The organism is Janthinobacterium darwini, assembly GCF_051380905.1.
Taxonomy (GTDB): Bacteria; Pseudomonadota; Gammaproteobacteria; order Burkholderiales; family Burkholderiaceae_D; genus Janthinobacterium.
The window spans coordinates 1024524-1038139 of sequence record NZ_JBNYXX010000001.1 but is presented as its reverse complement, the minus strand read 5'-3'; the positions used below and the strand labels follow the sequence as shown (position 1 = coordinate 1038139).

Below are 13616 nucleotides of genomic sequence, written 5' to 3'. Positions count from 1 at the left end.
GCATGCGCGGCGCGAAGGTGCAGCCGGCCTGGCTGGTCGGCATCGACCTGGGCACCACCAACACGGTGGTGGCCTATGCCAATGCGGCCGATGCCCAGGCGGGCATACAGCTGTTCGCCATTGAGCAGCTGCTCGCTCCCGGCGAAGTGGGCGCACGCCCCCTGCTGCCATCGCTGCGCTACCACCCTGCCCCTGGCGAGCTGGCGGCCGGCGATTTGCAGCTGCCGTGGCCACAGGACGATGTCACCAGGGCGGAACATCCGGTGCTGGGCGCCCTGGCGCACCAGCTCGGCGCGCAAGTGCCGGGCCGCCTCGTTTCCAGCGCAAAGAGCTGGCTGTCACATGCGAACGTGGACCGCCAGGCGCCCATCCTGCCGTGGGGCGCCGATGCCGACGTGGCCAAGGTATCCCCCGTGGCGGCCAGCGCCAGCTACCTCGCGTATGTGCGCGCCGCGTGGAATCACCGCTTTGCGGATTCTCCCCTTGAAAACCAGGAACTGGTGCTGACCATCCCCGCTTCCTTCGACGAGGGTGCGCGCGCACTCACGCTGGAAGCTGCCCGCCTGGCGGGCTTGCCCACGCTACGGCTGGTGGAAGAACCGCAGGCTGCCTTTTATGACTACCTGCACCGCCGGCGCGACACGCTGCACCTTGACCTGGCGCAAACGCGGCGCATCCTGGTCTGCGACGTGGGCGGTGGCACCACCGATTTCAGCCTGATCGACGTCGCCTTCGATGAGGATGGCGAACCGCAGCTCACGCGCAGCAGTGTGGGCAATCATTTGATACTCGGCGGCGACAATATGGACCTGGCGCTGGCCCACCTGATGGAAACGCGCATGGCGGCAAGCGTCGAAGGCGGCATGAAGCTCTCCGCCGCACGCCTGTCGCAGCTGATGGAACGCTGCCGCGCCGCCAAGGAATTGCTGCTATCGAGCGACGCACCGGACAAGGCCACCGTCACCCTGCTGGGCGCCGGCTCTCGCCTGATCGGTGGCAGCCGTTCCGCCGATATCACGCGCGAAGAAGTGGCGGCCCTGGTGGTCGACGGCTTCTTCCCAAAGGTGGAACTGAGCGAGACGGCGAAAAAAGGCCGCGCCGGCATCGTCGAATTCGGCCTGCCCTACGCGCAGGACGCGGCCATCACGCGCCATCTGGCCAGTTTCCTGCAGCAGCATCAAGGCGAACTTCCCGACACGTTGCTGCTGAACGGCGGCGTGTTCCGCGCCGACGCGCTGGCGCGCCGCCTGGCCGAGACGCTCGCGCACTGGCGCGGCGCGGCCCTGCCCCTGACTATCCTGCACAACGACAATCCCGACGTGGCCGTGGCGCGCGGCGCCGTCGCCTACGCGCTGGCGCGCCGGGGACAGGCCCCGCGCATCGGCGGCGGCTCCCCGCGCAGCTATTTCCTCGTGCTGGGCGAGGCGGGCAAGGACAACCGCGCCGTCTGCATCCTGCCCCGTGGCAGCGCCAGCGGCGAGGAAATCGGCCTGACGGAGCGCCTGTTCGCCCTGCGCCTGGGCCGCCCCGTGCGCTTCCACCTGGCATCCTCGATTGCGGAAACGGGCACGCCGCCGCAACTGGGCGACATCGTCGACCTGGACGCCGGCGAGTATCTGCGCCTGCCGCCGCTGGCCAGCGTGCTGCACGATAAAGAGGATGCCAGTGACAAGCGCGAAATCACCGTGCAGCTGGTCACCGTCATGACAGAAGTGGGCACCCTGGAAGTGCATTGCGTGGCCGAAGCCGATGCCGGCCAGCGCTGGCTGCTGGAATTCCAGTTGCGCGCTGGTGAGGAAGAGCAAGGCGATAGCGAGCCTCAAGCCGTCTCGCCGCGCATCAAGGAAGCCATCGAGAAGATCGAGCGCATCTTCGGCGGCAAGGCGCAAAAGGTCGAGACCAAGGAAGTGCGCCAGTTGCGCCAGCACCTGGAACGTGGGCTAGACGGGCGCGAGAGCTGGGATACGCCGCTGCTGCGCCAGCTGTTCGACGCCCTCATGCTGCGCACCCGTGGCCGGCGCCGCTCCGCCGAACATGAAAAAGTCTGGCTGAACCTGGCCGGCTACTGTTTGCGCCCCGGCTATGGCGACGCGCTCGACCCATGGCGCATCGAGCAGCTGTGGGCCCTGTTCGACACGGGCATCCAGCATCACAAGGATAACCAGGTGTGCGCCGAATGGTGGACCCTGTGGCGCCGTGTGGCTGGCGGCTTGAGCACGCAGCAGCAATTGCGCCTGCTCGACGACTTCGCCTTCAACCTGCAAGCCGATGCGGCCCAGCGCGGCAGCCGCCCCCTTACCCTGGTCAACGGCAGCGATGACGACATGCTGCGCCTGGGCGCTTCGCTGGAGCGCATCCCCGGCGCCTACAAGGCGGAAGTGGGCGCCTGGCTGATCAAGCGGCTGGAGAAAGCCGGCAAGAAGGGAGAAGCGGCCGATACGAATACCCTGTGGGCGCTGGCCAGGGTCGGCGCGCGCCAACCCTTCCACGGCAGCGCGCACGAAGTGGTCGACAGCGCCACCGTGGCCGGGTGGTTGCAGGTGCTGCTGGCGCTGGACTGGAAAAAAGTTGAACCGGCCGCCTTCGCCGCAGCCCACCTGGCGCGGATGACGGGCGACCGCTCGCGCGACATCGGCGACGAGCTACGGGCGACCATCCTGACCCGCCTGAAAGCCGTGGGCGCCCCGCCCCTGTGGCAAGCCATGGTCAGCGAAGTGACACAGCTGGACGAAACAGCTACCCGGCGCATGCTGGGCGAGGCACTGCCACCGGGGTTGAAGCTGATCGGCTGATCGGATTCCTGTGCAGCCTGTCCTCCAGCCCTACGCCAGCGCCACCACCAACAGCACTACCGCCAGCGGCGCCTGCACCAGCACGATGCCTGGATGCGTGCGGCGCAGCTGGGCCCACACGGACAGGCCCGGCACTTCTTCGTGCGGATGGTGGGCTTCATCGCGCAGCGACATCGCATGCAGGAACATGCCGGCGATCAGGGGGCCGGGATTGACCCACCAGCCCTGCTCGAGCAAGCCGCGCGACAGGTAGATGGCCAGCGCGCCAATGGCAAACGGCGAAGCCCACACCAGCACCAGCATCAAGCGGATGCCATAGAATTCCGCCAGGGTGCCCATGCGGTGCAGGCGGCTGAAATCGTGGTCTTCCATGCGCTTGTCGATGGCCAGCTCGGCCCGGCCGTACAGGGTCCACAAGCCGCCGAACAGGCAGCCCAGCAGCACCCCGATGACGATATCAGCCGCGAACACAGCATATTTGTTGACGTCGGCCGTGCCGATGCCGAGCGAGGTGTGGGCGGCCGCATGCAGGTGCAGGCTGGCCTGCTCGCCTTCTGCCGTCGTATAGCGGTCGCGTACGTCATACGTGCTGCCAATATACACGACGTTCTTGCGCAGTGCCCCGGCATCCACGCCAGCCTGGCCCTCGATCAGTTTGACGCGCGCGCGCGTGGGGTTCAGGAATGCCGGCGCCACGGCGGCCGGGTGAAACGGCGCGGTGACGGCATTCTGTTCGGCCGCCGCCTTGGCGTCGCCGCGGATGACGGGTTCGAACGCCCAGCGCGCCAATTCCTTTTCACTGCCCGTGCGCCGGGCCAGCTGGCACACGCGGCCGGCCAGCGCCACCACTTCCTTTTGCTCGGACAAGACGGCCGGCATGGGCTGCTTCTGCTCCTGCTCGTCGGCCCCATGCGCCAGCTCGAAGGCCACGGCCGCCAGCACGGGACTTTTCAGCTCGATGCGCGTGACGGCGCCCATGCGTTCGCGGATTTGCGGGCTGGCGAAATGGATGCCGGCCGCGCAGCGCGCGCGTATCCACGGCAGGTTCGCGTTCCGGTCCGATTGCTCGGGCAGGATCAGCACCACTTGCCGGCCATCGGCGGCCAGCTGGTCGAGCAGGCGGTCCAGAGGGCGCTCGCCCGCCTTGTGCTGCTCATACACGGCCGGCGCCAGGTCCAAGTCGATGGCCAGCACCTTGCTGCCGCGCGCGGCGGCGCTGGCGATCACTTGCTCCAGGCGCGTGCGTTCCAGCGGTTCGCGCTCGTCGAAGACTTGTTCGAACGCAGGCTGGTCGATTTCGATGATGCCGGGCCGATAAGCTGCGCCCGGATCCTTGCCCCGGTTCAACAGCTGGCCCTGTGCCGCACTGGCGCGCAGCATGGCCGCATCGAGCCATTCGAGCACGTGAAAACCTTCCAGCGCCAGCATCAGCGCGGCGATCAGGCTGGCGCCGATTACGTGGTGCAGCAGGTGCGTGCCCGTCAGTTTAAAGGCCGAGCCCAGCTGGGCAACCGGCCACAGCAGGCGCCGCCAGAGCGGCGGGCGTGGTTGGTCTGGCTGGCTGGTTTCCACAGTGCGTTCCCCTTGCGTGCGGCGCTTGAGTTAACACTCAAGCAATATTCAATGACAAAGGGATAGTGTATTGCAGTTATGCCCCATCCGCAGCACGTCTGGCGTGGCCCCGACTGGCCGCCTACTTCGGCTTGGCCAGCAGCAGCTTGCCCAGCGCTTCGAAGGCCGGCGTGGTGGTCGGATCGTTGGCCGCATTGGCCGCCGTCGGCGTGGAGGCGAAGCGCACGATCACCATTTCCGCCTTCGGATCGACATAGATGCGCTGACCGTACACGCCGCGCGCCATATAGGCGCCATGGTCGTTATGCGTGACCCACCACATGTCGCGGTAACTCCAGCCCTTGAGCAAATCGTAGCCGCCCTTGGCGAACAGCTGCTTGTCGCCGCCGCGGCGGATATCGTCGACAGCCGCCTTCGGCAATATCTGCTGGCCGTTGTAGCGGCCATCGTTGCGCAGCATCTCACCGAAGCGGGCCAGGTCGCGCAAGCCCGCATTCAGGCCGCCGCCGGCAAACGGCGTGCCGGTCGAATCAACCGTCATGTAGGCATCCTGCTCGGCGCCCAGCTTTTGCCAGATATGCTCGGACAGATACTCGTTGACGTTCTGCCCCGTGACCCTGGCGATGATCCAGCCCAGCACGTCGGAGTTGACCGTGCGGTAGCCGAACGCCTCGCCATGCCGGCCCTCGTGCTGCACCGTTTGCAGATATTCGAAATAGCTGCGCGGCCCAGTGTAATCCTTGGGCTTGGGCAGCGGGCTGCCGGCTGCCGCGTGCTGCCACACTTCCGCTTTCGGGTCGGCGTAATCTTCGCTGAATTTCAGGCCCGTGGTCATGTCGAGCACCTGGCGCACGGTGGCGTCGCCGAATGCAGATTTGGCCAGTTCCGGCACATACTCGGCCACTTTCCTGTCAGGATCGAGCTTGCCTTCGGCCACCAGCGCCGCGCCGATGGTGCCCATGACGGACTTCGTTACCGACATGGCGCCATGCTGGCCACTTTCCTTCAGCACGCCAAGGTAACGCTCATACACGATGCGGCCCCGGTGCAGCACCACGATGCCGTCCGTGTAGTTGGCGCCCAGCGACTGCTCCCAGGTCATGGTTTCCTTCGCACCCAGGGGCGTGAAGCGCAGGCTGTCGATATCGCTGCGCAGCGCGCGCGGCAAAGGCACGGGCGCTTTCAAGCCGCGCGCAACTTCCACCGTCGGCATCAGCTGGCGGAAGTGCGACACGCTCCAGCGCAGCTGCGGGAAATTGAAGTAGCTGCCATCGTCGAAGCGGATGATTTTATCGGCCGGTGGCGGCGCGCCCACCATCCATTTCAATGCAGCCGGATCGCTGGCGGCGGCCGACATCGGCGTGCCTTCCACCTTGGCCGTCTCGGCCGCATCGGCACCGGCAGCCAGCGCGAGGCAGGCGGCCAAGGCCAGGCATGTCATCTTGGGCAGTACGTTCATGCGATGTTCTCCTTGATAGTCAGGCAGATATTCAGGTTCACCACGCGCACCTTCTTGACGAAGATAGGGTTCGCCAGCAGCGGGCGCAGCACGCCAGCGATCACCACGGGCGCGCCAGCAGGGCCAGGACGAGTGAACGGCGCACCGGGAACATCGCTTGCATTGCCATAGATATGCCTTGCGCCAGATGACTGTCCATTTGACCGAATGTTATCAGAGATGCTCTTTTTTATTGTTGAGAAGCATCCTATTGTGCGGACCACGCGCTGAGACTAAGGTCTCAGGTGCGCGCCATGCTGCAGCGCAGGATGCGCCGCCAGGCGCTTCGTGCTAAAAACGGAGGCGACAAGCGAAATACCATAAAAACACCAGATACCGAGACACTGGAGAGCTCCATGCCCTACGTCCGCCAGACCAGCCATATCGACCGCGTGCGCGACCTGATCGCCGGCAGGATCGTCAATCCGGGGGCCGATACGGCCAGGCTGGCCTCGTCCTACCGGCGCTCGCTGGACCACTACCGGCTCGATCCCGCCTCCACTACCGGGCCGCGCATTCTGACAGGCGCCGAACTGCGCACCATCCAGCAATCCGAGGAAGGCTTCCTGCGCTCCACGGGCCAGTGCCTGCCGCGCCTGCACGCCATGGTGCGCGAAGCGGGCTACTGCGTCATCCTGGCCAATGCACACGGCGTGACCATCGATTACGTGGTCGACACGGCCCAGCGCAAGGATTTCAAGAAGGCGGGCCTGTATCCGGGTTCGTGCTGGTCGGAAGAAGAGGAAGGCACCTGTGGCATCGCCTCCGTGCTGCTCGACCACGAAGCCATCACCGTGCACAAGACCGACCATTTCCGCGCCGCGTTCACGGGCCTCACGTGCAGCGCCGCACCCATTTTTTCGCCGCACGGCGACTTGATCGGCGTGCTCGATGCCTCGGCACTGAACTCGCCCGACGCGCGCGACAGCCAGCGCCTGGTCAAACAGCTGGTGCGCCAGGGGGCGACCCTGATCGAGGACGGCTTTTTTCTCAAGTCCTACAGCCATTGCTGCATCCTGCTGGCGCACCGCAACCGCCACTTCGTGGAAGTGCAGCCGGAAATGCTGCTCGCCATCGACGAACATGGCAACGTCATCGCCGCCAACCGCTGCGCGCGCGACGTCATCGCAGGCCTCGATAGCCTGCCGCGGCCCGTCGCCGAGGTGCTGGAAGTACGCGCCGAACGGCTGTTCGATGCGCGCGCGGGGCACAATCTGCTGTCCCTGCGCCTGGCGGGCGGCAGCACCTGGCTGCACGCCCGCGTGCGCGCGCCGCTGCGCCAGGCCAGCGCGCGCCCGCGCGCCGCACGCGAGCTGCCTGTCGCGGACGGCGTGCCGGAATACACGCCGCCGGAGCTGGCCGAGCGCACGCGCATCGTCAACGCCATGAACGCCGCCAAATGGCGCCCGCTGCAGGCGGCGGCCATGCTGGGCGTCTCGCGCGCCACCCTGTACCGGCGCCTCAAGCAGCTGCACATCGTGCCGCCGCACCGGCAATGAAGCGCAATGAAGCGATCAACGCACTGAGACTTCCGTCTCAGTAGCCGCCATGCTGCAATGCGAGATGCGGCGCCAGAACGCCAGTGTTACAACATCGTCAGCGGCAACACAGCCGCATCCCATCATAAAGTCAGCAGACTTGGAGGAGACACGATGCAAACCGAAAACACCCCGCTTGACCTGCCCGTGGCAGGCATCCTGGAGCAGCTAGAGGGCTTACTTCGCGCCAGCGACAGCACGGGCGCTGCGCAGCTGTTCGAACAAGACGGCTACTGGCGCGACCTGGTGCTGTTTACCTGGAACCTGAAAACCATGGAAGGCCGCGAACAGATCGCCGCCATGCTGGCCGCCCAATTGGGCACCGTGCAGCCGGTCTCCATCCGCATCGCCGACGGCGAGCACGCCAGCGAGGCCGGTGGCGTGCTGCAAAGCTGGATCACGGTGGAAACGAAGGTGGCGCGCGGTGTAGGCTTTATCCGCATCCGCGACGGCAAGATCTGGACCCTGCTCACCACCATGAGTGAATTGAAGGGCTTTGAAGAAGCCAAGGGCGGCCGCCGTCCGATGGGCGCCGAGCATGGCGCGCGCACGGACCGCAGCAGCTGGCTGGAACAGCGCGAACAGGAAGCGGCAGAACTGGGCTACGCGCGCCAGCCCTATTGCGTCATCATCGGCGGCGGCCAGGGCGGCATCGCGCTGGGTGCGCGCTTGCGCCAGCTCAATGTCCCCACCATCATCATCGAGAAAAACGCCCGTCCCGGCGACAGCTGGCGCAAGCGCTATAAATCGCTTTGCCTGCACGACCCCGTCTGGTACGACCACATGCCGTACATCCCCTTCCCGGACAACTGGCCCGTCTTCACGCCCAAGGACAAGGTGGGCGACTGGCTGGAAATGTACACCAAGGTGATGGAGCTGAACTACTGGGGGTCGACCAGCTGCGAATCGGCCAGCTTCGACGAAGCCACCGGCGAGTGGACGGTGCAGGTGCTGCGCGATGGCCAGGCCATCACCCTGAAACCGAAGCAGCTGGTGCTGGCCACGGGTATGTCGGGCAAGGCAAACATGCCGAAGTTCAAGGGCATGGACGTGTTCCAGGGCGAGCAGCAGCACTCGTCGCAGCATCCGGGACCGGACGCCTATGTCGGCAAGAAGGTTGTGGTGGTCGGCGCGAACAATTCCGCGCACGATATCTGCGCCGCCCTGTGGGAAGCGGGCGTGGACGTGACCATGGTGCAGCGCTCGTCGACGCACATCGTCAAGTCGGACTCGCTAATGGACCTGGCGCTGGGCGACCTGTATTCGGAACGGGCGCTTGCGGCCGGCATGACAACGGCCAAGGCCGACCTGACATTCGCCTCTATCCCGTACAAGATTCTGGCCGACTTCCAGAAACCCGTCTTCAAGGCCATCCGCGAGCGCGACGCGGACTTTTATGCGCGCCTGGAAGAACGGGGCTTCATGCTCGATTTCGGCGACGACGATTCCGGCCTGTTCATGAAATACCTGCGCCGCGGCTCCGGCTACTACATCGATGTGGGCGCCTCGGAGCTGGTCGCCGAGGGCAAGATCAAGCTGAAAAGCGGCGTCGGCGTGCAGGAGCTGAAAAGCCGTTCCATCGTGCTGTCCGACGGCACGGAGCTGCCCGCCGACCTGGTGGTGTACGCTACCGGCTACGGCTCCATGAATGGCTGGGCGGCCGACCTGATCTCTCCCGAGGTGGCCAACAAGGTGGGCAAGGTGTGGGGCCTCGGTTCCGCCACGACGAAAGACCCTGGTCCGTGGGAGGGCGAACAGCGCAATATGTGGAAGCCCACGCAGCAGCAAGCCCTGTGGTTCCACGGCGGTAACCTGCACCAGTCACGCCACTATTCCCAGTATCTGTCGCTGCAGCTGAAAGCGCGCATGGAAGGCTTGACTACCCCCGTGTATGGGCAGCAGGAGGTGCATCACTTGTCGTGATGGCAGGGACAAGCAGATAAAAAAATGGCGGCGGACCGAAGTCCGCCGCCATTTTTACGGTGCAGCGAAAATGTGGGGTCAGACCCGCCGGGTCTGACCCCAGCAGTTTATTGCTTGATCGCTTCGATCGCGAAAGTCAGGGTGACATCATCGCTGACGGCTGGCGCATATTTGCCGGCGTTGAATTCCGAACGCTTGATCTTGGCCGTGGCGTTGGCGCCGCAAGCGTCTTTTTTCAGCATCGGGTGCGGTGCGCAGGCAAACGAGGTGACGGTCAGGGTGACTGGCTTGGTCACGCCTTTCAGGGTCAGGTTGCCGTCGACGGAGGCCAGCTTGTCGCCGTCGAAATTGAACTTGGTCGATTTGTAGGTGGCGACCGGGAACTTGTCGGTTTCAAGGAAACCATCGCCCTGGATGTGCGTATTGAACAGGGTCGAACCCGTGTCAACGGACTTGGTGTCGATCAGCACTTCCACGGAGCCCGTCTTGGCGGCGCGGTCCAGGGTGACCTTGCCGGTGGTGTTATTGAAACGGCTTTGCTGCGTCGAGAAGCCCATGTGGGTGTACTCGAAACGGGGGAAAGTGTGGCTGCCATCGATGACATAGACTTCAGGAGCGGCGACGGCGGACAGCGAGAAGCCGGCAGCGGCGATAAAAGCGAGCAGTTTTTTCATTGTAAATTCCTGATTGGGCGTGGAGGATGTCAAAACCGCAATCGGCTGCAGGCGTAAAGCGTATGCGGCTGATTGTCTGGCTTCAGTTGCAACAGATTATGCATGGCATGAAGATCGATGTAAAACGGAAAATATACCTAGTTAGCATCGATAAAATCGATAATACAGACATCAAGGTCTGCGACAGCGCGTTCTGCTGCCGATTATTGTCTGCATTGCCAAAAATATCCAGCGTTATCCAGCGCCTCAGATAATACATCCAATGAGAATGATTCTTGTTATTATTCTGCGGGATTGCTATCCTCGCGGCCCCGGGGGACATGCAGCGTCGCCTTGATTCATCCATAATAGAGCCGAACACCGAGCAGAACCCAGAGCAGAAAAACATGACGGCCACCCGCCACGCCACGAGCACATTGAACGCGCACCGCACCACCAACCTGCCCCGCAGCCAGGGCCTGGCTGCGGGTGCATTCGCCTGATGCGGGAGCCGCTCGCCCAGTCCCCGCTGCGCGAAGCGCACGGCGTGCGTCTGCGCCGCTGGGCCTGGACCGCCGCCGGCGCCCTGATGGTGCTGCTGGGGATCATCGGCGCCATGCTGCCCGTCATGCCAACGACGATTTTCCTGATCCTCGCCCTGGCCTGCTTCAGCCGCGCCTCGCCGCGCCTTGAGCACTGGCTGCTGCAGCATCCCCGCTTCGGCCCGCCGCTACGCCAGTGGCGCGAACACCGCGCCGTCTCGCGGCGCGGCAAAGCCATGGCTTGCCTGGGCATGGCCATCGGCTTTGTCGCCATGTGCCTGGGCCATCCGCCCTGGTGGGTCATCGCCATGGTGGGCGCCATGGAAATCGCCGTCCTCACCTACCTGTTGCGCCGTCCTGAAGGCCCTGCCGCCAGCGGAGCAGAATCTGCCCGCGAAGTGGACAATAGCAGGCAGTAAACGGCCCTGCTTACTTCAAAAAAACGGCAAGTCAGCCGAACTTCACATAAAAACACCGCGATGCCCGCGCATGGCGCGTCGAACTTTTCACCAAGATGCGGCTACTTCGCGCCCGCCCACGGGATTAAATTCGGCACAGATATCACTTTCCCGCTTTTTCAACTTAAAAACAAGCGCATAGACATTATTTGCATATTCAAAGCAAGATTCTGTCGTAGGAGTAATAACACGATCGGAGGTATACTACGCAACCGACGTAACAGGCTGGGCGATTTGGCCCCTGCAAGCAAGCCTGTCACGGTCCAATAAAAAAGGAAACACTGCATGACCACACCACACCGTACGCCGGTGATTCGCATCGACGGCGCGAACAAGACCTTCGCGCTGCCCAAAGGCGAACAATTCCACGCGGTCAAATCGGTCACGCTGGAAGTCTATCCCGGTGATATTTTCGGCCTGATCGGCAAGAGCGGCGCCGGCAAATCGACCTTGCTGCGCCTGATTAACCTGCTCGAGCGCCCCGACAGCGGCACCATTACCGTGGCCGGACGCGAACTGACGCGCCTGGGCAAGAGCGAACTGCGTGACGCGCGCCAGAATATCGGCATGATTTTCCAGCAATTCAATTTGCTGCAAAACGCCAGCGTCTTCGACAACGTCGCCTTCCCCTTGAAAATCCATGGCACCACCAAGGGCGAGCAAATCGCCGCCCGCGTCGAGGAATGCCTGGCGCTGGTGGGCCTGTCCGACAAGCTGCACAGCTATCCGGCGCAATTGTCGGGCGGGCAGAAACAGCGCGTGGCGATTGCACGCGCCCTGGCCAGCCACCCCGATGTGCTGCTGTGCGACGAGCCGACATCCGCGCTGGACGCGGAAACCACGCGCGCCCTGCTCGACACCCTGCGCGACATCAATGCGCGCCTTGGCGTGACCATCGTCATCGTCAGCCATGAGCTGTCGGTACTGGGCGCCATCTGCAACCGCGTGGCTGTCGTGGAAAACGGCGCCATCGCCGAACAATTCGATTTGAGCGACACGGCCACCCCGCGCAAGACGGCGCTGGGACGCGAACTGGCGTATTACGGCACCGAGGCGTTTGAAGCCACCGCATGGAAGGATGCAACACATGTTTGAAGAATCGATCAATAACGTCATCAAGCTGCTGCCGGAAATCTGGGTGGCGCTGGGCCAGACCATGACCATGCTGGGCATCGGCTTGACGGCCGCCATCCTGATCGGCGGCCCGCTGGGCATCCTGCTGTTCCTCGTATCGGAAGGCCAGTCGCTGGAAAACCGTCCGCTGTCGACGATTTTGGGCTGGCTGGTCAACACCGTGCGCAGCTTCCCCTTCATCATTTTGCTGGTCGCCCTGACGCCGTTTACGCGCATCATCGCGGGCACCTCGATCGGCCCGCTGGCAGCTGCCGTGCCGCTGTCGTTCGCCGCCATTCCCTACCTGGCGCGCCTGGTGGAACAGAACCTGCGCGAAGTGCCGCGCGGCGTGATCGAGGCGGCGCACGCCATGGGCGCATCGGAGATGCAGATCATCTTCCGCGTGCTGCTGGTGGAAGCGCGCTCCGGCCTGGTACTGGCCCTGACCGTGCTGTCGATCAGCTTCCTGTCGTATTCGGCCGTGGCCGGCGTGGTGGGCGGCGGCGGCATCGGCGACCTGGCCATCCGCTACGGCTACTACCGCTTCGAGACGGACATCATGGTCGCCACCGTGGCCATCCTGATCGTACTGGTGCAAACCATCCAGTTCGCAGGCACGCGCATCGCCAAGCGCCTCGACAAACGTTAATTCAAATTCAGAAACAAGGACACACATGAACCAACTTCGCCGCAACCTGCTCCTGGTCGCCACCAGCCTGGCCTTCGCTACCGCCGCCCACGCAAAAGACCCGAAAGAACTCGTCATCGGCACCAGCTCCGGTCCGTATTCCGACCAGCTGAAGCTGGGCATCAAGCCCATCCTGGAAAAACAGGGCTACAAGGTCAAGATCGTCGAATTCAACGACTACGTGCAGCCGAACTACGCGCTGGCCGAAGGCTCGCTGGACGCCAACGTGTTCCAGCACATCGTCTACCTGACCAAGTTCGCCACCGACAACAAGCTGCCCTTGAGCCCCCTCATCACCGTGCCGACCATGCCGATCGGCCTGTACGGCGGCAAACAGAAAACGCTGGCCGAAGTGAAGAACGGCGCCACCATCACCATGCCGAACGATCCGACCAACCAGGCGCGCGCGCTCGTGATGCTGGCCAAGATGGGCTGGATCAAACTGAAACCGAACGTCGATCCGCTGCGCGCTTCCGAGCGCGACGTGCTGGAAAACCCGAAGAAGCTGAAACTGGTGCCGCTGGAAGCGGCGCAGCTGCCGCGTTCGCTGGCGGACGCCGACTACGCCTTCGTCAATGGCAACTTCGCCCTGGCCGCCGGCATGAAGCTGACGTCGGCCCTGAGCGTGGAAAAGATCTCGGACAGCTACATTAACCTGGTGGCCATCCGCACGGCCGACAAAGCCAAGCCATGGGTCAAGGACCTGGAAGCGGCCTACCGCTCGCGCGCCTTCCTCGACGCGACGAACAAATACCTGCCCGGCTACGAAAAGACGGATTACCAGCTGGCACTGGAAAAGACGCTGAAAAAATAAACCGCTGCAGCTAATGTAAAAAGGA

10 protein-coding genes are annotated in these 13616 nt (G+C 63.9%); 7 read left to right on the top strand and 3 right to left on the bottom strand.

Annotated elements, in window-relative coordinates; all coding sequences use genetic code 11:
• Positions 1 to 2: 2 nt before the first annotated feature.
• Positions 3 to 2792: an Hsp70 family protein gene (locus ACQ4WZ_RS04750; protein ID WP_436572682.1), complete on the top strand. Its 2790-nt coding sequence runs from the start codon at positions 3 to 5 to the stop codon at positions 2790 to 2792.
• Positions 2793 to 2822: 30 nt separating this feature from the next.
• Here ACQ4WZ_RS04750 and ACQ4WZ_RS04745 read toward each other — a convergent pair whose 3' ends face one another.
• Both ACQ4WZ_RS04745 and ACQ4WZ_RS04740 read right to left on the bottom strand, forming a co-directional pair.
• On the bottom strand, positions 2823 to 4364 hold the full coding sequence (locus tag ACQ4WZ_RS04745; RefSeq protein WP_436572681.1) for a CHASE2 domain-containing protein: 1542 nt from the start codon (positions 4362 to 4364) through the stop codon (positions 2823 to 2825).
• A gap of 121 nt (positions 4365 to 4485) precedes the next feature.
• Positions 4486 to 5823, bottom strand: a complete 1338-nt coding sequence (locus tag ACQ4WZ_RS04740) for a serine hydrolase domain-containing protein (RefSeq protein WP_436572680.1) — start codon at positions 5821 to 5823, stop codon at positions 4486 to 4488.
• Between the two features lie 395 nt (positions 5824 to 6218).
• Here ACQ4WZ_RS04740 and ACQ4WZ_RS04735 point away from each other — a divergent pair, with 395 nt between their 5' ends.
• On the top strand, positions 6219 to 7361 hold the full coding sequence (locus ACQ4WZ_RS04735; protein WP_436572679.1) for a sigma-54-dependent Fis family transcriptional regulator: 1143 nt from the start codon (positions 6219 to 6221) through the stop codon (positions 7359 to 7361).
• Between the two features lie 153 nt (positions 7362 to 7514).
• Entirely contained in the window at positions 7515 to 9323 is a 1809-nt protein-coding gene (locus ACQ4WZ_RS04730; RefSeq protein WP_436572678.1) for an NAD(P)-binding domain-containing protein, read from the top strand.
• Between the two features lie 107 nt (positions 9324 to 9430).
• On the opposite strand, the gene ACQ4WZ_RS04725 is transcribed toward ACQ4WZ_RS04730, so the two are convergent.
• Entirely contained in the window at positions 9431 to 9997 is a 567-nt protein-coding gene (locus ACQ4WZ_RS04725) for a YceI family protein (RefSeq protein ID WP_101481935.1), read from the bottom strand.
• Between the two features lie 481 nt (positions 9998 to 10478).
• Here ACQ4WZ_RS04725 and ACQ4WZ_RS04720 point away from each other — a divergent pair, with 481 nt between their 5' ends.
• From ACQ4WZ_RS04720 to ACQ4WZ_RS04705, 4 genes are all read left to right on the top strand, one after another.
• A complete protein-coding gene (locus ACQ4WZ_RS04720; RefSeq protein ID WP_436572677.1) occupies positions 10479 to 10937 on the top strand; it encodes a YbaN family protein in 459 nt (152 codons plus the stop codon).
• A 324-nt stretch (positions 10938 to 11261) separates the two neighbouring features.
• A complete protein-coding gene (locus ACQ4WZ_RS04715) occupies positions 11262 to 12071 on the top strand; it encodes a methionine ABC transporter ATP-binding protein (protein WP_070222288.1) in 810 nt (269 codons plus the stop codon).
• Positions 12064 to 12738 carry a methionine ABC transporter permease gene (locus tag ACQ4WZ_RS04710; protein WP_099380715.1) on the top strand — a complete coding sequence of 225 codons (675 nt, stop codon included), beginning with the start codon at positions 12064 to 12066 and terminating at the stop codon, positions 12736 to 12738. The genes ACQ4WZ_RS04715 and ACQ4WZ_RS04710 overlap by 8 nt, the downstream gene beginning before the upstream one ends.
• A 25-nt stretch (positions 12739 to 12763) precedes the next feature.
• Positions 12764 to 13591, top strand: a complete 828-nt coding sequence (locus ACQ4WZ_RS04705) for a MetQ/NlpA family ABC transporter substrate-binding protein (RefSeq protein ID WP_436572676.1) — start codon at positions 12764 to 12766, stop codon at positions 13589 to 13591.
• Positions 13592 to 13616 lie beyond the last annotated feature (25 nt).